This is a genomic window from Flavobacterium sp. ACN6 (assembly GCF_002304005.1).
Lineage (GTDB): Bacteria > Bacteroidota > Bacteroidia > Flavobacteriales > Flavobacteriaceae > Flavobacterium.
In genome coordinates, this window is sequence record NZ_MRCQ01000001.1 from 643934 (window position 1) to 664578 (window position 20645).

The following is a 20645-nucleotide window of genomic DNA, read 5'->3' on the forward strand; positions in this document are numbered from 1 at the left end:
ATATTAACATTTAAGACTGATTTTGTTTTATATTCAAAATTTTAAGAATTTTAACAACTTCTTCTTTAGCAACTTTAAGATTATCGTTATTAATCACGAAATTACTCATAGAAATTCGTTTTTCGTCATCCCACTGCATTTTCATCCTGCTTAAAACTTGCTCTCTTGTCGTCTTATCTCTCTCAATAACTCGCTTAATTCTTATTTCTTCCGGAGCCGTAATTGTTATAATTATGTCACATTCTTTATAACGCCCGCTTTCAAATAAAATAGCAGCTTCATAGATAACATAATCAAATTTTTTATACTCCTGAATCCACAATTCAAAATCATGTTTTACCGCTGGATGCACAATTGTATTTAACTTTGCTAATTGTTCTTTATCATTAAAAACTATCTGAGCTAATTTTGCCCGATTTAAAATTTCTCCATCGAAAATGTCTTGGCCAAATGCAGTTTTTATTTCATTAATTATAAAAGCTGACTGCATTACTCTCTTGGCTCCATCATCGGCTATATAAACAGGAATTCCCAATTCTGCAAAATAGTTTGCGATAGTTGTTTTACCACTCCCAATTCCGCCTGTAAGACCAATAACTTTTGTCATTCTTATACTTTAAAAAACATACGAGGAAAAGCTTCTTGAGGTTTCTTTTTTAATAAAATTACTTTTATAAAAGATTTTAAAAATCCTGTTCCGTAACCAAAGAATTGTTTCCAGACTGCAATTACAGAAAGATATCCAATTTTAATACTTTTATTTTGAATACTTGCTGTAAGAAAAATTATAACGAAATATACGAAATATAATTGTAATAAAATATCAATATTAAAAATTAACAATAAAAAAGCTAATAATAAACCTATTATAAAGACCGTTGGAAAGAAGAAAGTAAGCTTATTATGTTCTGGATACCAGCTGTTTAAAATTGGTCTTGCTATACCAAATTTTTTCACTTGAATAGAGAATTTTTCCCAGTCAATTCGACGTTTATGATACACATAAGCCTCAGAAAACAGTCTGGTTTCGAATCCTAAATTCCATAAACGGATAGATAAATCGGGATCTTCGCCCGGATGAATGTTTCCAAAACCTTTTGAAGCTTCAAAAGCTTTCTTAGAAATTCCCATATTGAAACTTCTTGGCTGGAATTTATTTATCTTTTCAGAACCACCACGAATTCCTCCTGTTGTAAGAAACGAAGTCATTGCAAAATTAATTGCTTTTTGAATATCAGAAAAACTATCTAAAGCTTTATCCGGCCCTCCAAAACAATCTACATATTCTCTGTTCAATTCTTTACGAACTTCTGTCAAATAGTTGGAAGGGATAATACAATCTGAATCAAAAATGATAAAATAATCCCCTCTCGCCTTTTGCATTCCAAAATTTCTGGAATCTCCAGGTCCCGAATTTTCTTTAAAATAATAGGATATATTTAATTTCCCCTGATAATTCATCACAACATCTCGGCAAGGAATTGAAGATCCATCTTCGACAAGAACAATTTCAAAAGCTTCATTATAATCAGATTTTGAGAGACTTTCTAAAAGTTCATCAACTTCATCTGGACGATTATACACGGGTATAATTAAGGAAAAAATCATAGCAGAATGCGCGTTATTAAAGGGTATATTTTTTAAGTTCAAAATTTTAACAAAGATATGCTATATTAACAAAAAAACCATCAACTTTCGATTGATGGTTTTTTGTTTACTAGTAAGTAAATATTGTTATTTGATACTTTCGATTTCAACAACTTCGTTTGCTTCTGCAGTATAATCAACACCAGCAAATTCGAATCCGAATAAATTTAAGAAATCATTTCTATAACCTGCAAGATCACCAAGTTCTGGTAATGTTTCTGTAGTTGCTTCTAACCAAAGTTTTGCTACTTTAGCCTGAACATCATCACGCATTTCCCAGTCGTCAATTCTAATTCTTCCTTTTTCGTCTACAGGAACTTCAGAACCATTGTATAATCTGTCTTGGAATAAACGTTGAATCTGCTCGATACAACCTTCGTGGATTCCTTCTTCTTTCATAATTTTATATAAAAGAGAAATATATAATGGAATTACCGGAATTGCAGAACTCGCTTGCGTTACTAAAGCTTTATTTACAGAAACATAAGCTTTTCCTCCAATAGATTTTAAAGAATCTGCTATAGTAAACGCTGTAGCTTCTAAATGATCTTTTGCGCGGCCAATAGTTCCTTTACGGTAAACTGCCTCTGTTAAAGATGGCCCGATGTAAGAATAAGCAACAGTTGTAGCTCCTTCTGCTAATAAATTTTCATTTTTTAAAGCATCAATCCACATTGTCCAGTCTTCACCACCCATAACAGCAACTGTATTCTCAATATCTTCTTCGTTAGCTGGAGCAATAGAAACTTCAGAAACTTTTCCTGTATGAAAATCAACTGTTTTGTTTGTAAAAGTTTGTCCAATTGGCTTTAAAACTGAACGATGCGTAACACCTGTATTTGGATTTGTACGTACTGGTGAAGCTAAACTATAAATAATAAGATCAACTTGCCCTAAATCAGCTTTGATTAAATCAAGAGTTTCTCTTTTTATTTCGTTAGAAAACGCATCTCCATTAATACTTTTTGCATACAAACCTGCTTTATGAGCTTCTTTTTCAAATGCTGCAGAATTATACCATCCTGGAGAAGCTGTTTTTCCTTCAACCGGTGGTTTTTCAAAGAACACTCCAATTGTTGCTGCACCAGAACCAAAAGCACTAGTAATTCTTGAAGCTAATCCGAAACCTGTTGAAGCACCAATTACTAAAACTTTTTTAGGTCCAGCAATTTCTCCTTTAGATTTTACATATTCGATTTGATTTTTAACATTTTGCTCAGCTCCCTTTGGGTGGGCAGTCAAACAAATAAATCCTCTCATTCTAGGTTCTATAATCATCTTGCAATTATTTTTTTTTTGTATTATTTCAATTTCAATTTTAATTTTTCAAAAATAGACATTTTATCCTTAACCCTTTTCATATTGGCATTCATATTGTCAATAAAATTTGGGTTCAAAGCATTTTTAGTCGCCGCTTTATAATAATGATAAGCTGTTATATATTCGCTTTCATATTCAGCCATTCTTCCTAATTCACTGTTATAAGTAGAATTATCAGCATTTTCTAAATTAGCCAAAGTAAAATTAATATGTTCTTTTGCTTCGTTGTATCGGCCAATATCAATCAATAAATAAGTATAATTTAAATATGGCGCTGGATATTTAGGATCAAACTTCATTGCCAGTTTGTAATGATAAATTCCTTTATCATAATCACTCAATTTATTATAATAAATCCATCCTAAATGATTATGGGCTTTTCCAAAATCAGGATATTGAGATAAAATTTCTTCTAACAGCTCTTTTCCATCTGCAGAATTTCCTTCAGAAATTAATGCATCTGCTTTTATAAATTGATTTTCGTAAAAACTTAAACTTTCCATTTCTCTGTTTTAATTCAGTAATTGTTTTGCGTGATTCAGAGCCGAATCAGAAATATTTGCTCCAGATAACATTTGGGCAATTTCTAAAATACGATCTTCCTGTGACAAAAGTTTTAACTCAGACTGCGTATCGTCTCCAACCGTAGATTTTGAAACTTTAAAATGAGAATCTCCTTTTGCTGCAATCTGCGGTAAGTGCGTAATGGCAAATATCTGCATAGCAGCACTCATTTCTTTCATAATTTCTCCCATCCTAATTGCAATTTCTCCAGAAACTCCAGTGTCAATTTCGTCAAAAATAAGGGTTGGTAATTTTGAATATTTAGCTAAGATTGCTTTTACAGCAAGCATAATACGAGACATTTCTCCACCAGAAGCCACTTTTTTCAACAAACCAAAATCGGTTCCTTTATTGGCAGAAAACAAAAATTGCAATTCGTCTTTGCCATTTTGAAAATAAGTTTCTGATGGCAGTAATTCCATTTTAAAACGAACATTTGGCATTCCTAAAGTCTCTAAAATCGAAATTAGTTGTTCTGACAATTTCGGAATAGCATTTACTCTATTTTGATGAATCTGAACAGCATATTTATCAAGTTCAATAGTTTTTTCCTCTATAATTTTAGACAAAGAAGCTATTTCTTCATCCATATTATCGAGTTCCAATAGACTATTTCCTAAATCGGCCTGAATTTGAAGCAGACCATCAACAGAATCTACCTGATGTTTTTTCTGCAGATTGTAAATCAATTGTAATTTTTGATTTACCAATTCTAATTGCGCCGGATCATTTAATAGTTTTTCAGAAGAATTTTCTATTTCTTTTGAAATATCATCAAATTCAATTGACAGACTTGTGATTCTTTCAAATAAATTTTGATATTCAGCTGAAAACGGAGCCACTTTTTGCAATGCCGTTTTAATTTCATTCAAATTATGAAAAACACCAAATTGCTCTTCATTCGCAAGTACTAATGACTTATCAAGAGATTCTTTGATTATTTCAACGTTGTTCAGTTTTTCATAATCACTTTCTAACTCTTCCTGTTCCCCAGATTTTAATTGTGCTGCAACCAATTCATTCAACAAAAACGTATGGTATTCTTGTTCTTTTCCAGAATCACTTTGTTTTTTAAGTAAAGCGTTCCATTTTGATTTATCTGATTTATACGATTTAAGCAGTTTTTGATATTCTGCAATAACGTCTGCGTTATTTGCAATGGCATCAATAATCTTAAATTGTACATTTTCATCTGATAATTCTTGTGTTTGCTGCTGCGAATGAATATCAATTAAATACAAACTCAAGTCTTGCAGTTCTTGAAGATTTACTGGACTGTCATTTATAAAAGCGCGAGATTTTCCAGAAGGCAAAATTTCACGTCTAATGATTGTTTCGTCTTCATAATCGAGATCATTAGCTTCGAAAAAATCTTTTAAATTGTATTTAGAAATCTCAAAATGCGCTTCAATTACACATTTTTCTTCTTTATTTTTCAAAGAAGTAAGATCTGCCCTTTTACCTAAAACAAGGCCAATTGCGCCTAAAATAATTGATTTACCCGCACCTGTCTCACCTGTAATTATAGAAAAACCTTTAGAAAAATCTATTGCTAATTTTTCAATAAGAGCATAATTTTTAATTGACAGTGACGTAATCATAGGGCAATTTTGTAAAAATAAAGATTAAAGTAAGTTTTTTTTTAAATTGATGACAGACTAATATTTAATCTGTGACCATTTAGTAGAATTTAACGGAGAAACTTTATTCAAGACATCTGTTAAATCTGTAATAGTAATACTTGGTCCGCCAGAGAAAATAGAAACAATTTCATCTGATTTTGCATCAAAGAAAACCCGGGTTATAAACGCATTTGGTTTAACCGAATTTAATTTACCGATAAGCAATAATGAAGATTTTATTTTTTCTTTTGAAGTTTTTAAATCCGAGCTCATCCCGTCTAATCCTGTATGATAAGCGTACATAGTCTGGCGTAAATCGCTGTAAGTAGGCGCAATCATATCGTTAATTAAATAATAACGATTCTGAATTCCATCTGCCTGGCTCCAGCCTTTAAATCCGCCTTGCTGTGCTACATTGGCAATATTTTGCGCTGTTTGTAGATATTGATTACCGGCTCCCATTTGAAAAGTATCTGCATCCATACCTAAAATCAAATAGCAGTAAAAAGAGACAACAGAAACTAAATTCGAATCGTAAGTTGTTGGATTAAACAATAATGGTTCGTATTCTGTATATCTAAAATTAAAATCTTTGTCGTTATAATTTAAAACTGGTGAAGAATAAGTAGAATTAAAAATCAATCTTGAAGACTGAACCTGAATAGTTCCCGTAAACTGATCTGAACTGTTAGACGATAAAGTGATATACATCGAACAGTTAATTCTTTCGTTTTGTTTTAAAATTGATCCCGTCCAATCTGTTTTATTTACAAACTCGGACAAAGAAGTCTGAAGCGTCTTAAAAACCTGATTATTTGGGTTCGTAAGTCGTTCTGTATTAATAGTCACTGTACAGTTTAGCTGTTGTGCTTGTACAAAACCAAAGCTTAAAAACACCAATAACGTAACTATCTTGTTCATAATCTCTAAACATTTAAATTTTATAACACAGATTGTTTTCCAATCTATGTTTCGGCGTATATTTTTAATCTACTATTTTGAAAAATGCAGAATCACTTTATTCAAAATATCAGCCGCAACAGATTCTTTTGATTTTAATTCCATAGGTTCAATTTCAAAATTTTTATCAATAAATGTTACTTTATTGGTTTCTTTTTTAAAACCAGCACCTTTATCTTGTAAGGAATTTAAAACAATCAAATCTAAGTTTTTTTTCTGAATTTTCAACTTAGCATTCTCAATTTCATTTTCAGTTTCTAATGCAAATCCAATTAAAAACTGCTCTTTTTTAATAGCTCCTAAAGAAGACAATATATCTTTTGTCTTTTCAAGTTCTATAGAAAACTCAGCTGCAGTTTTTTTAATCTTTTGATCTGCAACAAATTTTGGTCTGTAATCTGCAACAGCAGCGGCCGCAATAGCCGCATCAACATCATTAAAATACAAATGACAAGCATCGTACATTTCCTGAGCAGAAACAACGTCTATAACTTTCACCAAAGCATTTTTAGCTTTGTAATGCGTTGGACCAGCAACTAAAAACACTTCTGCACCTAAACTCGCCGCTTCATTAGCAATATCAAACCCCATTTTTCCTGAAGAATGATTTCCTATAAAACGTACGGGATCTATTGCTTCGTATGTTGGTCCTGCAGTAACTAGTATTTTTTTTCCTTTTAAAGGTAGTTTACTCTCTAAATCAGCTTCTAAGAAAGCAATTATATTTTCAGGTTCTGCCATTCGGCCTTCACCAGACAAACCGCTTGCCAATTCTCCATTTTCAGCTGGAATCATAATGTTTCCAAACTGTTTTAAAGAAGCAAAACTGGATAAAGTTGAAGGATGTTTGTACATATCCAAGTCCATTGCAGGTGCAAAATAGACCGGACATTTTGCTGATAAATATGCCGCAATTAAAAGATTATCGCAGTTTCCTGTGGTCATTTTAGATAATGTATTTGCAGTCGCAGGCGCAATCAGCATAATATCAGCCCATAAGGCCAATTCTACGTGATTATTCCAAACTGCTTCTTCATCATCTTGATTAAAGAAACTTGAATGTACAGGATTTTTTGATAAAGTAGATAATGTAAGAGGGGTTACAAAATCCTTAGAAGCAGGTGTCATTATCACTTGGACATGTGCACCTGCTTTTATAAAAAGTCGTACTAATGTGGCTGTTTTATACGCTGCTATTCCACCGGAAACACCCAGTAAAATATTTTTCCCGTTTAAAACTGACATGGTACTATTATTTGTTTGAACTTCTGTGGTAAGTTTTACCGTCTAACCATTCTTGAACAGCTAAAGCGTGTGGTTTTGGTAATTTTTCGTAAAATTTAGAAACTTCGATTTGTTCTTTATTTTCAAAAACTTCTTCTAGACTATCATTATAAGTAGCAAACTCTTCTAATTTTTCAGTCAATTCTTTTTTAATCTCAGAATTAATTTGATTTGCTCTTTTAGCCATAATGGTAATTGCCTCATACACATTTCCTGTTGGCTCTTCAATAACTGTTTTATTGTAAGTTACTGTGTTAACAGGAGCATTCGTCTTTTTTAAATCCATGACTTTATTTTATTTAGTAAATTTTTGTAAATCTGTTTCAACTCTGGCATTCATTTCTTCTGCCTTAACTTTGTATTTTGTATCGCTTTTAAACTTAATTAAGTTTCCGTAAGCTGCTTTAGCAACATTTAGACGCTCTTCCATTTTTGAAGGCACGCTATTGATTGCCAGTTGATATGCTGAATCATATTTATAAAACAACGCATCTTCTTTAAAAGGTGTTCCAGGATAATCAGCGATAAAATTATCAAAAGCTACTAAAGCTGATTTATAATCTGAAATTGTATTGTAACCTTTAGCATTTTCGTATGCTTTTTTCTCTAATTTACCATTTAACAGCTGCACCGTTTCATTTGCCTGAGCAACATATTCTGAATTTGGATAATTATCAATAAAAGCTTGTAATTTTTCTAATGCTTTTAATGTATCTGTTTGATCCAGACTGTAAACAGGAGCTAATTTTGAATAACTGTAAGCCCCTAAAAATGCTGCTTCCTGTACTTTTTCACTTCGCGGATAACCCGAAACGAAAGATTCAAACTGATAACCAGCTAAATAGTATTGTTTCGTTTTATAATAAGACTGTGAAAACATATAAAACAACTTTTCTGCCTGAGGTTTTCCTCTATAAGATGTCGCTAATTGTTCGAAAAGACGAATCGCTTTTGAATATTTTCCGGCATCATACATTTTTGTTGCCATGTCAAATTTTGCTGCGACATCTTCATTTTTTAATGCTTTTTGATACTCTCCACAAGAACAAAAAAGGGCTACAACAATTAACAGCGATACTATTCTTTTCATTTTCTTACTTTTATTATGATCTCTCAGACAATTATGCCAAAGCAAAATCACACCGAAGTTTCGGTGGCAAATTTAGTTATTAATTTAGCTACTACAAAATATTTTTTAGTATAATAAAATCGCGTAAAACTTACGTTTATTTAATACTGTTTTTAACAAATTCATTTAATCTTTCTGCCAGCGAATCGTCTACAGTTACTAGAGGTAAACGAACGGTATTGTCAGCAATTCCAAGCGCTTGGAAGATTTGTTTAATTCCAGCAGGATTTCCCTGTTCAAAAATCATATCAATACTGTCTGACAAGAAATAATGCGTTTTGAATGCATCTGCTGCTTTTTTATTCAATCCTAAACGAATCATTTCTGAAAATTCTTTTGGAAAACCTTGTCCAATTACAGAAATTACGCCGGCGCCTCCCGCCAAAACAATTGGCAGTGCCAGCATATCGTCTCCAGAAATTACAAGAAAATCTTTCGGTGCATTTTTAATAATCTGCATCGCCTGCGCCATATCTCCTGCAGCTTCTTTAATTGCTACAACATTCTCAAAATCATTCGCAAGACGAATTACTGTTGAAGGAAGCATATTACTTGCAGTTCTTCCTGGAACATTATATAAGATTACAGGAACTGGAGAAGCCTCGGCAATTGCTTTAAAATGCTGATAGATTCCTTCCTGCGTTGGTTTATTATAATAAGGTGAAACAGATAAGATTGCTTCAAAAGCAGTAAAATCTCTTGTTTTTAATTCCTCAACAATCTGCATAGTATTATTTCCTCCAACTCCTAAAACTAGAGGCAGTCTTCCTTTATTTACATCGATTACTGTCTTTATAACCAACTCTTTCTCTTCTGTTGTAAGGGTAGCATTTTCTGCTGTTGTTCCCATAACCACAAGATACTCCACTCCTCCGTCTATAGAGAAGTTCACGATTCGTTGTAAAGCTTCGATGTCAACTGAAAAATCTTTTTTAAATGGCGTTACAAGTGCAACACCAGTTCCTATCAATGATTGCATATTTTAATTATAATTTATTTTAAATTTTTTAAATACCTAAACAATTCCGAAACGAATAGTTTATAGTTGTTCAATTCTGTATTAATCATCCAACGGTTCAAATTAGCATCAACACTAGAAAAACCGACTTTAAATTTAGCTTTTGATTTACTTGTGATCATCATTAAAATGATATTTTCGACATCATAATAACTTAACAAAATATCAAATTCTGTATTTATAAAATCGTTTAAGAAATCTGCTGTAATTTCTCCTCTCCAATTGATATCTTTTTTACCAAAAGTAGGTCTTAAATACGTTTCTTTTTTGTCAAATTTTCCTTTGTATGCAGCAATTTTTATATTTTCTGAAGCAATTCCCTGAAGGTTTAATTCCTTTACAAGCGCTTCTGAATGTGTAAAATTACTTTCATCTATCAATAAACCAACTGTTTGAACGTTCTTAGAAAAGACTTCGTTTTTTGCATTACGTAAGTTATTTTTTAATGATTTTTTTACAAAAAATTCCTTTGTATAATTCAAAAACATACTACTTTTACTAGATTACAAAATTAATTATTTAAGTTGCATTTAAAATGGTAAAACTAAAAAAGTATAACGGATTTTTGAAACTTTTTGTTATATTCTTAACACTTTTTTTTATATCTTCCTGTAGTCAGAAAAACTACAATTTAACAAAAATAGAAGGAAAACAACTTCCTATTACTGAAAAAGATGCTGAAACTCCAGCAATTGAAAGCTTTATTAAACCATATCGCGATCATATCAATCAAGATTTGGATAATGTACTGGCTTATTGTCCTGAAACGCTGGATAAAAGTACAGGAAAATGGCAGACTAGTATTGGCAGTTTATTAGCTGATGTATGTCTGCAGAGAGGCAGCAAGGTTTTTAAAGCTCGTGAAAATAAAGATATTGATATGTGTCTTTTAAATCATGGTGGTATTCGTGCCATTTTGCCTAAAGGAAATGTTACTGCAAGAACAGCTTTTGAAATTATGCCTTTTGAAAATAATCTTGTTGTTTTGGCTTTAAAAGGAGAACAAATTCAAGATATCGCTGCCTATATAATAAAGGAGAAAAAACCACAGCCTTTGTCTGGAATGACTTTTACAATCACAAAGGAAAACACTGCTAAAAATATTCAGATTCAAGGAAAACCACTTGATTTAAATAAAACTTATTATGTTGCCACAAACGATTATTTGGCAAATGGTGGTGACAGCATGACTTTCTTCTCCAAAAGCACTCAGAAATTTGATTTAAATTATAAGCTTAGAAATGTGCTTATTGATTACTTCACAGAGGTTGATACAGTTCTTGCGCCGAAAAACGTTAGAATTACTGAAGAATAAAAATTTCGAAAACAATATAGCATTCCCGAAAAAAAATACAAAATGAAAAGAAGAGAGTTTATCGAAAAAACGGCAGCAAGTACCGCACTATTAAGTTTAGGTTTGTCTTTGAGCAGTTTTGAAACTAACGATATTAAGCATTTAACTATTCTACATACTAATGATGTGCACAGTCACATCGATCCTTTTCCTGCTGATGATCCGCGTAATGCTAATAAAGGAGGTGTATCTCGTCGAGCGGCATTAATAGAAACTATTCGCAAAGAAAACCCGAATGTACTTTTGCTTGATGCCGGGGATATTTTTCAAGGAACTCCTTACTTTAATTATTATGGCGGTGAATTGGAGTTTAAGTTGATGAGCATGATGAAGTATGATGCTTCGACTATTGGAAATCACGATTTTGATAATGGTCTTGACGGTTTATATGCACAGCTTCCGCATGCAAGTTTTGATTTCATTTGTTCTAACTACGATTTTAAAAACACCGTTATGGACGGACATGTGAAACCGTACAAAATTTTCAATAAAAACGGAATTAAAGTTGGTGTTTTTGGACTTGGAATTGAGCTGGAAGGTTTAGTTGACAAGCAATTATACAAGGAAACTGTTTATAATAATCCTGTTGAAATTGCGGAGGACATGACACAGCTTTTAAAGAAAGAGCAGAAATGTGATTTGGTCATTTGTCTTTCGCATATTGGTTATAAATATAGAGATGATGCATCGAAGATCTGCGATCTTAAACTGGCGGAATTAACTCAGGATATTGATTTAATTATTGGCGGGCATACACACACTTTCTTAGACAAGCCAACTATTGTAAAAAACAAAGCTGGTAAAGAGGTATTGGTAAATCAAGTAGGTTGTTACGGAATTAATTTAGGCCGTATTGATTTTTACTTTGATAAAGACAAAGCTCATACAAACCAAGGAACAACTATTGTTGTATAGGTTTATTTTGAATTCTAGCTTTTTCTAAAAAGTATTCTACCATAAAGAAATAAGCTAGAATTTGAGTTGTATCTCGTATTAAAACCAAAACAATTGAATACGAAAAGTATTCATTAAAAATATAGAAAATATCAGAGAAGATGTAGCTTACTGCCATTAATGACATTAGTAATGTAATATGCGTTCCTTTTGTGATGTAACTTACAAAACAATAAGAGCCTAATGTACTTAAAACGATTCCGTAAAAAGTGTATAAAAAATTATATCTTTTCATGCTGTCGAGCTGTAAACTCAAAACAGAAACAAGAAGATATACAATAAAAATAACTACAATAGAAATAGGCAGAATATCTCTTTTGGTCAATTTTATACGTTCATGCTCTCGAATAAAAATTCTCACTATCAGCAGATAGACAATTAAGAAACTTACTGCACCTCCAATCTCAGAGCTTTCGACATTCATTAAGTCAAATACTTGTCCCACAAAACAAAAAAAGAAAATCACACCTTCTGATTTTCCTATTTTGAATTCACTGCTGATTAAAAAATAAATAAAAATAGCGGGCAGAACAATTGCTTTAGCATAAGTCGCGAAGAATTCCTGCTCTGTATAATCGAAAATGATTGTACATAACAGGGCTAGAAAAAACAAAATTAATGATGGCTTATTCGGTGTCATTTAATTTGTTGATAAAATCTTCTTCTGACAATATAGTAATATTTAATTTGGTTGCTTTTTCTAATTTCGCTGGTCCCATATTATCTCCTGCAACAACAAAATCTGTTTTTGCCGAAATTGAGCTTCCAACTTTTCCTCCATTGTCTTCAATGGCTTTCTTTAATTCGTCTCTTGAAAATTGGCTGAATACTCCAGAAACTACAAATGTTTTGCCATTAAATTTATCTGTCGCATTTGGATTGATTCGTTCTTCTATTTGAAATTGAACGCCATAGTTTTTTAAGCGTTCGATAATCTTTTGATTTTCTTCATTTTCAAAAAATTCAATAACGCTTTTGGCTATTCTTTCACCAATTTCATCAACCAAAATTAAATCCATTAAGGAAGCTTGACTTAATGCATCAATATTTTTATAATGCTTTGCTAATTTTTTGGCGACAGTTTCTCCTACAAAGCGAATTCCTAATGCAAATAATACACTTTCAAACGGAATTTCTTTAGATTTCTGAACTCCATTTACCAGATTCTCAGCAGATTTCTTTGCCATTCTTTCTAAATGCAGAATATCTTCTACTTTCAATTCGTACAAATCAGCGTAATTATGTACTAAATCATTTTTAAAAAGTAATGCAACGGTTTCTCCTCCAAGTCCTTCTATATCCATGGCTTTTCGAGAAATATAATGCTGCACTCTACCAATAATCTGTGGCGGACAGCCGTAAAAATTAGGACAATAATGATTGGCTTCGCCTACATTTCTAACCAGTTCAGTGTGACACTCTGGACAATAAGCAATATAATGCGTTTTTTCTGAATTTTCAGGGCGCTTTTCTAAATCTACCGCAATAATTTTTGGAATAATCTCTCCTCCTTTTTCAACAAAGACAGTATCGTTTATTCTAATATCTAATTTTTCGATTTGATCAGCATTGTGAAGAGAAGCTCTTTTTACAATAGTTCCTGCAAGCTGTACAGGCTCTAAATTGGCAACGGGAGTTATAGCGCCAGTTCTTCCAACTTGATATGAAATTGATTTTAATTTGGTAGAAACTTGTTCTGATTTGAATTTGTAAGCAATTGCCCAGCGCGGTGATTTGGCTGTATATCCTAATTCTTCCTGATGCTGAATACTGTTTACTTTTATAACAACACCGTCTGTTTCATAAGGCAGATTATGACGATGAACATCCCAATAATCAATAAAGTCAAAAACTTCTTGCATGTTGTTGACTAATTTTGCTTCTTTTGGCACTTTGAATCCCCATTTTCTAGCCGATTCTAATCCTTCAAATTGTGATGAAAAAGGTAAATTGTTTCCTGTCACAAAATACAACAAACATTCCAGCGGACGTTTGGCAACCTCAGCGCTGTCTTGTAATTTTAAACTTCCTGAAGCTGTATTTCTTGGGTTTGAATATGGTGTTTCTCCGATTTCGATTAATTCCTGATTCATTTTTTCGAAACCTTTAAATGGCAGAATTATTTCTCCGCGAATATCAAATTTATCCGGATAATTTCCTTTTAAATGGAGTGGGACCGATTTTATAGTTTTGATATTATTGGTTACCTCATCACCTTGAAAACCGTCTCCGCGTGTTAACGCCTGAACTAATTTTCCGTTTTCATAAGTAATACTGATAGAGGCACCATCATATTTTAATTCGCAGGTATATTGCAGATTAACGTTTCCTAAAACTCTTTGAATACGATTTTCCCATTCCAGCAGATCTTCTTTAGAATAGGAATTATCCAAAGAATACATTCTATACTGATGCGCTATTGTTTTAAAATTTTTGGTAATCGCGCCGCCTACTCGCTGCGTTGGGGAGTTTTCATCAAAAAATTCTGGATGTTTATTTTCTAAATCCTGAAGTTCTTTTAGTTTACTATCAAAATCATAATCTGATATTGTGGCATTATCCAACACATAGTAGTTGTAATTGTGTTGATTAAGTTCATTTCGTAATGTTTGAATGGTATCTTGAATGCTCATAAAAAAATGCAAATTATAATAATGATAAACTGAGTATCAAAATTAGAATTTATTTTTGTTCAAAAGCATAAAAAGTAAAAGTTTTAAAAAATCAAAAATCAGACTGCAAATTCATGCAGTCTGATTTTCTCCTTGTCCATTATTCTTAAAAAAGAATTAATAAAAACCAACTTCCAAATGGTTTCGACGTTATATATTTTAAACTGATAATCAATAAATTACAGCACAAATATAAAACTATTTTTGAATAATGATAAAATCTGAGCGTCTATTTAGTACATGTTCTTCTTCTGTACATTTTACACCATTTTTACATTTATTAATTAATCGGCTTTCGCCATAACCAATAGCACTTTCAATTCGAGAAGGATCAATGTCTTGAGAAACAATATAATCTCTAGTTGATTTCGCTCTATTGTCTGAAAGTTTTAAATTATAAGCATCTTTTCCGCGAGAATCTGTATGTGATTCGATCTTGATTCTAATGTTTGGAAATTTTCGCATAATAAAAACTACTTTAGACAATTCTTCAACTGCTTTTGGTGTAATATCGAATTTGTCATAATCGAAATAAATTGGATTTACATCTACTTTTTCAACACCTTGTTTCTTAACAACTAGGTCATCGTAGTTACTCAATTCAAAATTCACATCTTTAATTTCACCGCCGTTGTCATTTGTTGTTTCAACCGTTTTATCATCGCTGCTGTAATTTGGTTTTGCCGCAATCATTTTTACTACTTTATTACAAGGAACCTCTATAGCATATTTACCATCAAAGTTTGTTTTGGTTTCACCCAAAATTTCGCTGAAAGAATTGTATGCCATTATCGTAACGTCTGTTAAAGGCTTTTTACTTTTGTGGTCTATAGCCATTCCAGAAATACTCTGATTACAAACTGGTTTTCCTTTTACGAAAGAATAAATGTCATCATCGCCCTTTCCTCCTGCTCTATTAGAAGAAAAATAGCCATAACCATTTGTTCTGTCAATTATAAAAGAAAAATCATCCTTGTTACTATTTATAGGTGCACCAAGATTTTTTGGTGATGAAAAACTTCCATCTGCCAGAAAGGTACTTTCGTAAACATCTAAATCTCCCCAGCCATAATGTCCGTCAGAAGAAAAATACAAAGTCCCGTTTTGGTAAAATGGGAATACTTCGTTACCAATAGTATTGATTTTTGGTCCCAAATTTTGAGGCGAACTCATCGTTCCATCAGCAGCAATTTTTACTACATACAAATCTGTTTCACCATATCCGCCCGGCATATCTGATGCAAAGAAAAGCCATTGCCCGTCTTCGCTTAATGATGGATGTCCTACGGAATAATCATCGCTGTCAAAAAATACTTTCTGCGGATTTTCTAATTTATTATCAACAATTGATCCCTTAATAATCTGGAAATTATTGACTTTCGCATCATCCACAACCAATTTATTTTTCTTTACAATATTTGTTGAATAATAAATCGTTTTTCCCTGAACATCAAAACTTGCAGTTGCTTCGTGATATTTGGTCATTACATTTGGAAGAAATACAGTTTCGTTAAATAAACTTCCATCTGCTGGATTTCTTTCTGCTAAATACAAATTCAAAAAAGGCTGATTGTTCCAAGTGTACAGTTTATCGATGAACTTTGTAGTATCACGAGCCGAAGTGAATACAACATTGTCTTTGAAGAAAGTTGCGCCAAAATCTGATTTACTAGTATTAATATCGAGATTTTTTATGGTATAAAGCGGTTTTGCTTTCGCTACGCTGTCCATATATTTCTTTTGGGCAACATATCTATTAATCTCCGCTTTATCTCCTTTTTTATCCAAATACTCTCTTGTGGTTTTATCTGCTTCGTCATAATCCATAACTGCTTTCATGGATTGGATGTAACGCAGATAATAAATATCAGTTAAATTGTTCCCTTGAACTTCATACAGTTTTTTATACCATTTAAGTGCATTTCTGGAATCAGAAATAAAATAGTACGAGTCTGCCGCGTTTTTAAGAGTCTGAGCTGAAGGATCTTTTATGTTTTGCAAACATTCTTCATAGGCTTTAGAAGCATCTAGATAAGAAAAGTTTCGAAACAAAGCATCCGCTTTCTTCAAGTTTGTTTTTTGAGCGAAACTAAACGTAACGCTCAAAATCAAACATAGGATATATAGTTTTTTCATAGGTTTTATTTTTAGAAGAATCGAGGAGATTTAATTTTGCTTTGGTTTTTGACAAATTGATAACGCAAGATGATTTCGTGAGAACCATCATTGTATTTATTCAATTGGCTTACAGTGTAATCAAAAGAATATCCGAGATAAAAACTTGGTGAAATTTGAAAACCTGCCAGTATACTTACAGAATCATCTGTTCGATACGCTCCTCCTATAACAAATTTTTCCTGAATCATAAAATTTGCCGATATGTCTGCGGTAAGTGGTGCCCCGCTTACTGCTTTTACTAAAAATGCTGGTTTAAATTTCAAATTTGGATTCAAATCGAAAACGTAACCTCCCATTAAAAAGTAATGCAGACGATCATAATCAATAGATTCCTGAACATCGTCATAGTAATCACTCCTAATAAAACTTGGAACAGAAAGCCCTACATACCATTTATCTGTATAATAATAGACTCCGGCTCCTACTGCTAATTTCATTTGGTTGTTAATGTTCTGATTTAACAAAACATCATCATTATCATAATATCTTCCTTTAGACCAATCAATGTTTAACATTCTCATTCCTGCTTTTAAACCGAAAGCAAGTCTTTGCTCATATCCCAATGGTATAGAATAAGAGAAGTTTCCATCAAGGTATAATTCATCTGAAGGACCAATTTTATCATTTACAACGCTCAATCCTAAACCGATTTTTTCATTTCGAAGAGGAGAATGAATGGAAAATGACTGCGTTTCTGGTGCACCATCAATTCCAATCCATTGTGAGCGATATAAAAGTGCTGCTTCTATGGTGCCGGTAGACCCAGCATAAGCTGGATTTACCGCCATAGTATTGTACATATACTGGGTATATTGAGGATCTTGTTGTGCTGTGGCACAAACCGTGATAAAAGAACATATTAAAATGAAATATGTTTCTAATGATTTTATATATAGTTTCATAACGATACTTATTTAGTTTAATTAATTAGATGATTAATAGAAGTGGATTATCTCATAATAGACAACCAGCCTTTTTTAACCGTTCCATCTCCAATGGTTATCACATAAAAATAAGTACCTGTTGGCAGCATATCTCCTCTATTAACAACTCCGGATACATTTGCAGTTCCGTTCCAATCATTTTCATAATGTACTTTGCTGTACACTAATGCTCCCCATCTGTTGAATACTTTCAACTCGTTGTTTGGATAAGATTCGATACAATCAATTCTGAACAGATCATTTTTCCCGTCATTGTTTGGCGTAAACTCATTGTAAACAGTCAAACAAATTGGCACTAAAGTTACTGAAGCTGAATTGTTTGATGCATCAACATCTAAAGGCGTTGAAATTTCGACAGTGGCCACACTTGTATAGTCGCCGCTTGGTAACACTTCTGCAACAATCGTCAATGTTACACTTTGACCAGCAGCTAATGTCGGTATTGTCCAAATTTGTGCTATTGGATCGTATACTCCTGCAGATGTAGATGAACTTACTAATTCTAAACCACTTGGAATTAAATTACTAACATTTGTATTTATGAAATCTCCTTCGCCAACATTGTTAACCGTTATAGTAAATGTTACTTGATCACCAAAATTTGGGGTCGGGTTATCTACTGTATTAGTGATAGTTAAATCTGAACAGCTTGTTACACTAACATTTAATGTTTTAACTGTTCTTTCGTCACAATTGTTCACATAAGCAACAGTAACTGTTCCAGGACCAATATCAGACCAAGAAACTGTAACAGAGCCATCGGCTGTACCTCCTCCTGTAACGATTGTTCCTCCATTAACTGTCCAAACATAATTCGATTTTCCATTTGCAATTGAATAGGTTACTCCTTTAAATACACATGGAGTATCATCTGTAGTTGCAATTTGAACAGCAGCATCATTTTCGAATGTAACTATTATTCCCAATCTTGGTCCGTTATCACATCCATTAAATGTATTAGTCAATGAACTTGCATAGTAAGTTGTTGCAGTAAGCGGCGTGTTCGCAGCTAATGGTGTTCCGCCAGTTGCACTGTTATAGAAAACTACATTTGCTTCATTTACTAAAATATTAGCTAATGTTGGAGCTGCAGATAAGCAGAATGATTGCGTAGTTCTTGGAGTTGTAACTACACTTGGTGTATTTACATTTACCGTAACTGCTAATCTAACTGGATTTTCACAGCCAATTGCACTAGAAACTGCACCATAATAAGTACCATTTGCGAGAGCAGTTGTCGCTGGAATTGCTGTTCCGCCTGTCGCTGTACTGTACCAAACCACATTTGCTTCATTTACTTGAATATTTGCAACTGTTGGTGAATTTAAAGTACAGAAATTTTGAGTTGTACTAGTCGTAGTTGGTGTCGGACTTGGATCACCTACTGTAACTGTTACCTGTAAACGTGTTGTGCTTTCACAGCCTGTTACAGGATCTACAACATTTCCGTAGTAAACTCCAGAAGTAAGAGCTGTAGTTGCTGGAATTGCTGTTCCGCCTGCAGCAGATGCAAACCACGTTACATTGCTTTCATTAACTTGAATATTAGCAACTGTTGGTGCATTTGCCGAACAGAAACTTTGAGCTGCATTGTTCGTTGTTGGATTTATTGTGTTTCCAACTGTAACCGCTACCTGTAATCTTACACTGCTTTCACAGCCTGTTGCTGGATCTTTTATTGCTCCAAAGTAAGTTGCTGTTGTTAAAACCGTTGCTGAAGCTAAAGCTGTTCCGCCAGTTTGCGTTGTATACCAAACCACATTACTTTCATTCACTTGAATATTAGCAACTGTCGGATTTGTTCCTGAACAGAAAGTTTGTGCTAACGAAGTAGTTGTTGGTGTTGCTGGATTAGTAACAATTACATCAACTGTTAATCTTGTTGCACTTTCACAACCAGTAGCTGGATCAGAAATTGCTGCAAAATATTGTCCTGTAGTTAAAGCTGTTGCTGATGGAATAAGTGTTCCACCTGTTAAAGCCGTATACCACACAATATTAGTTTCATTAATCTGAATACTCGCAAATGTTGGCGCGTTTACCAGACAGAAGTTTTGTGTTCCTGCTGTTACCAATGTTGGTGTTGCAGGATTATTCACAATCACGTCAACTGTTAATCTTACTGCACTTTCACAACCAGCAGCGGTGTCTGCAATTGCTGCAAAATATTGTCCTGTTGTCAAGGCTGTTGTTGACGGAATAACTGTTCCGCCTGTCAATGCTGTGTACCAAACAATATTACTTTGAGTTGTCTGAATACTCGCAAACGTCGGTGCATCGTCCTGACAGAAATTTTGTGTTCCTGCTGTTACCAATGTCGGAGTTCCCGGATCGTTTACAATTACATCAACGGTTAATCTTGAAGCGCTTTCACAACCAGTAGCTGGATCAGAAATTACTGCAAAATATTGTCCTGTTGTCAAGGCTGTTGCTGATGGAATAACTGTTCCGCCAGTTAAAGCTGTATACCAAACAATATTAGTTTCATTAGTCTGAATACTTGCAAATGTCGGTGCATCTTCCTGACAGAAGTTCTGTGTTCCCGCTGTTACCAGTGTAGGTGTCGCAGGGTTATTTACAATAACATCAACTGTTAATCTTACTGCACTTTCGCATCCAGAAGCTGGATCAGAAATGGCCGCAAAATATTGTCCTGTAGTTAAAGCTGTTGTTGACGGAATAACTGTTCCGCCAGTTAAAGCTGTATACCAAATAATATTAGTTTCATTCGTCTGAATACTCGCAAATTTTGGCGCGTTTACCAGACAGAAGTTTTGTGTTCCTGCTGTTACCAATGTTGGTGTTGCAGGATTATTCACAATCACGTCAACTGTTAATCTTACTGCACTTTCACAACCAGCAGCGGTGTCTGCAATTGCTGCAAAATATTGTCCTGTTGTCAAGGCTGTTGTTGACGGAATAACTGTTCCGCCTGTCAATGCTGTGTACCAAACAATATTACTTTGAGTTGTCTGAATACTCGCAAACGTCGGTGCATC

18 protein-coding genes are annotated in these 20645 nt (G+C 33.3%); 2 read left to right on the top strand and 16 right to left on the bottom strand.

The features are described from left to right. Positions 1-10: 10 nt before the first annotated feature. The 11 genes from coaE to BSF42_RS02925 all read right to left on the bottom strand — a co-directional run bounded on the left by coaE (position 11) and on the right by BSF42_RS02925 (position 10032). The gene (gene coaE, locus BSF42_RS02875) at positions 11-607 is read right to left on the bottom strand and encodes a dephospho-CoA kinase (protein ID WP_095951606.1); all 597 of its coding nucleotides are present in this window, start codon (positions 605-607) and stop codon (positions 11-13) included. Positions 608-609: 2 nt separating this feature from the next. Further along, the gene (locus BSF42_RS02880) at positions 610-1608 is read right to left on the bottom strand and encodes a glycosyltransferase family 2 protein (protein WP_095951607.1); all 999 of its coding nucleotides are present in this window, start codon (positions 1606-1608) and stop codon (positions 610-612) included. A 126-nt stretch (positions 1609-1734) separates the two neighbouring features. Further along, positions 1735-2925, bottom strand: coding sequence for an enoyl-ACP reductase FabV (gene fabV / locus BSF42_RS02885; RefSeq protein ID WP_095951608.1), 1191 nt, complete (start codon positions 2923-2925; stop codon positions 1735-1737). A 23-nt stretch (positions 2926-2948) separates the two neighbouring features. Further along, the gene (locus BSF42_RS02890; RefSeq protein WP_095951609.1) at positions 2949-3470 is read right to left on the bottom strand and encodes a M48 family metallopeptidase; all 522 of its coding nucleotides are present in this window, start codon (positions 3468-3470) and stop codon (positions 2949-2951) included. A gap of 9 nt (positions 3471-3479) precedes the next feature. Beyond that, a complete protein-coding gene (gene recN, locus BSF42_RS02895) occupies positions 3480-5132 on the bottom strand; it encodes a DNA repair protein RecN (protein ID WP_095951610.1) in 1653 nt (550 codons plus the stop codon). A 57-nt stretch (positions 5133-5189) separates the two neighbouring features. Beyond that, the gene (locus BSF42_RS02900) at positions 5190-6074 is read right to left on the bottom strand and encodes a DUF4835 family protein (RefSeq protein ID WP_095951611.1); all 885 of its coding nucleotides are present in this window, start codon (positions 6072-6074) and stop codon (positions 5190-5192) included. Between the two features lie 72 nt (positions 6075-6146). After that, positions 6147-7358 (bottom strand): bifunctional phosphopantothenoylcysteine decarboxylase/phosphopantothenate--cysteine ligase CoaBC, encoded by a 1212-nt coding sequence (gene coaBC / locus BSF42_RS02905; RefSeq protein ID WP_095951612.1) that lies wholly within the window; start codon positions 7356-7358, stop codon positions 6147-6149. A 7-nt stretch (positions 7359-7365) separates the two neighbouring features. Continuing rightward, a complete protein-coding gene (locus tag BSF42_RS02910; RefSeq protein WP_095951613.1) occupies positions 7366-7683 on the bottom strand; it encodes a DNA-directed RNA polymerase subunit omega in 318 nt (105 codons plus the stop codon). 9 nt (positions 7684-7692) lie between these two features. Continuing rightward, positions 7693-8487 carry an outer membrane protein assembly factor BamD gene (locus BSF42_RS02915; protein ID WP_095951614.1) on the bottom strand — a complete coding sequence of 265 codons (795 nt, stop codon included), beginning with the start codon at positions 8485-8487 and terminating at the stop codon, positions 7693-7695. Between the two features lie 136 nt (positions 8488-8623). Next, positions 8624-9505: a 4-hydroxy-tetrahydrodipicolinate synthase gene (dapA, locus tag BSF42_RS02920; protein WP_095951615.1), complete on the bottom strand. Its 882-nt coding sequence runs from the start codon at positions 9503-9505 to the stop codon at positions 8624-8626. 14 nt (positions 9506-9519) lie between these two features. Further along, the gene (locus tag BSF42_RS02925) at positions 9520-10032 is read right to left on the bottom strand and encodes a hypothetical protein (protein WP_095951616.1); all 513 of its coding nucleotides are present in this window, start codon (positions 10030-10032) and stop codon (positions 9520-9522) included. Between the two features lie 47 nt (positions 10033-10079). Here BSF42_RS02925 and BSF42_RS02930 point away from each other — a divergent pair, with 47 nt between their 5' ends. Both BSF42_RS02930 and BSF42_RS02935 read left to right on the top strand, forming a co-directional pair. Further along, on the top strand, positions 10080-10859 hold the full coding sequence (locus tag BSF42_RS02930; protein ID WP_095951617.1) for a 5'-nucleotidase C-terminal domain-containing protein: 780 nt from the start codon (positions 10080-10082) through the stop codon (positions 10857-10859). 42 nt (positions 10860-10901) lie between these two features. Then, positions 10902-11813 (top strand): bifunctional UDP-sugar hydrolase/5'-nucleotidase, encoded by a 912-nt coding sequence (locus tag BSF42_RS02935; RefSeq protein ID WP_095951618.1) that lies wholly within the window; start codon positions 10902-10904, stop codon positions 11811-11813. On the opposite strand, the gene BSF42_RS02940 is transcribed toward BSF42_RS02935, so the two are convergent. The 5 genes from BSF42_RS02940 to BSF42_RS02960 form a co-directional block, all read right to left on the bottom strand. Further along, complete coding sequence (locus tag BSF42_RS02940; protein ID WP_095951619.1) at positions 11800-12492, bottom strand: lysoplasmalogenase family protein; 693 nt, start codon at positions 12490-12492, stop codon at positions 11800-11802. The genes BSF42_RS02935 and BSF42_RS02940 overlap by 14 nt on opposite strands. After that, complete coding sequence (gene ligA / locus BSF42_RS02945; protein WP_095951620.1) at positions 12479-14485, bottom strand: NAD-dependent DNA ligase LigA; 2007 nt, start codon at positions 14483-14485, stop codon at positions 12479-12481. Before ligA ends, BSF42_RS02940 begins: the two co-directional genes overlap by 14 nt. A gap of 237 nt (positions 14486-14722) precedes the next feature. Next, the gene (locus BSF42_RS02950) at positions 14723-16660 is read right to left on the bottom strand and encodes an OmpA family protein (RefSeq protein WP_095951621.1); all 1938 of its coding nucleotides are present in this window, start codon (positions 16658-16660) and stop codon (positions 14723-14725) included. An 11-nt stretch (positions 16661-16671) separates the two neighbouring features. Continuing rightward, positions 16672-17604 (bottom strand): type IX secretion system membrane protein PorP/SprF, encoded by a 933-nt coding sequence (locus BSF42_RS02955; protein ID WP_095951622.1) that lies wholly within the window; start codon positions 17602-17604, stop codon positions 16672-16674. Positions 17605-17651: 47 nt separating this feature from the next. Further along, positions 17652-20645 (bottom strand): gliding motility-associated C-terminal domain-containing protein (locus BSF42_RS02960; RefSeq protein WP_141248426.1); only part of this gene is annotated, 2994 nt, incomplete at its 5' end.

Excerpts from the sequence above, each read along its gene's own strand:
- coaE (WP_095951606.1), bottom strand. The coding sequence starts at position 607 with ATGACAAAAGTTATTGGTCTTACAGGCGGAATTGGGAGTGGTAAAACA.
- BSF42_RS02880 (WP_095951607.1), bottom strand. The coding sequence starts at position 1,608 with ATGATTTTTTCCTTAATTATACCCGTGTATAATCGTCCAGATGAAGTT.
- fabV (WP_095951608.1), bottom strand. The coding sequence starts at position 2,925 with ATGATTATAGAACCTAGAATGAGAGGATTTATTTGTTTGACTGCCCAC.
- BSF42_RS02890 (WP_095951609.1), bottom strand. The coding sequence starts at position 3,470 with ATGGAAAGTTTAAGTTTTTACGAAAATCAATTTATAAAAGCAGATGCA.
- recN (WP_095951610.1), bottom strand. The coding sequence starts at position 5,132 with ATGATTACGTCACTGTCAATTAAAAATTATGCTCTTATTGAAAAATTA.
- BSF42_RS02900 (WP_095951611.1), bottom strand. The coding sequence starts at position 6,074 with ATGAACAAGATAGTTACGTTATTGGTGTTTTTAAGCTTTGGTTTTGTA.
- coaBC (WP_095951612.1), bottom strand. The coding sequence starts at position 7,358 with ATGTCAGTTTTAAACGGGAAAAATATTTTACTGGGTGTTTCCGGTGGA.
- BSF42_RS02910 (WP_095951613.1), bottom strand. The coding sequence starts at position 7,683 with ATGGATTTAAAAAAGACGAATGCTCCTGTTAACACAGTAACTTACAAT.
- BSF42_RS02915 (WP_095951614.1), bottom strand. The coding sequence starts at position 8,487 with ATGAAAAGAATAGTATCGCTGTTAATTGTTGTAGCCCTTTTTTGTTCT.
- dapA (WP_095951615.1), bottom strand. The coding sequence starts at position 9,505 with ATGCAATCATTGATAGGAACTGGTGTTGCACTTGTAACGCCATTTAAA.
- BSF42_RS02925 (WP_095951616.1), bottom strand. The coding sequence starts at position 10,032 with ATGTTTTTGAATTATACAAAGGAATTTTTTGTAAAAAAATCATTAAAA.
- BSF42_RS02930 (WP_095951617.1), top strand. The coding sequence starts at position 10,080 with ATGGTAAAACTAAAAAAGTATAACGGATTTTTGAAACTTTTTGTTATA.
- BSF42_RS02935 (WP_095951618.1), top strand. The coding sequence starts at position 10,902 with ATGAAAAGAAGAGAGTTTATCGAAAAAACGGCAGCAAGTACCGCACTA.
- BSF42_RS02940 (WP_095951619.1), bottom strand. The coding sequence starts at position 12,492 with ATGACACCGAATAAGCCATCATTAATTTTGTTTTTTCTAGCCCTGTTA.
- ligA (WP_095951620.1), bottom strand. The coding sequence starts at position 14,485 with ATGAGCATTCAAGATACCATTCAAACATTACGAAATGAACTTAATCAA.
- BSF42_RS02950 (WP_095951621.1), bottom strand. The coding sequence starts at position 16,660 with ATGAAAAAACTATATATCCTATGTTTGATTTTGAGCGTTACGTTTAGT.
- BSF42_RS02955 (WP_095951622.1), bottom strand. The coding sequence starts at position 17,604 with ATGAAACTATATATAAAATCATTAGAAACATATTTCATTTTAATATGT.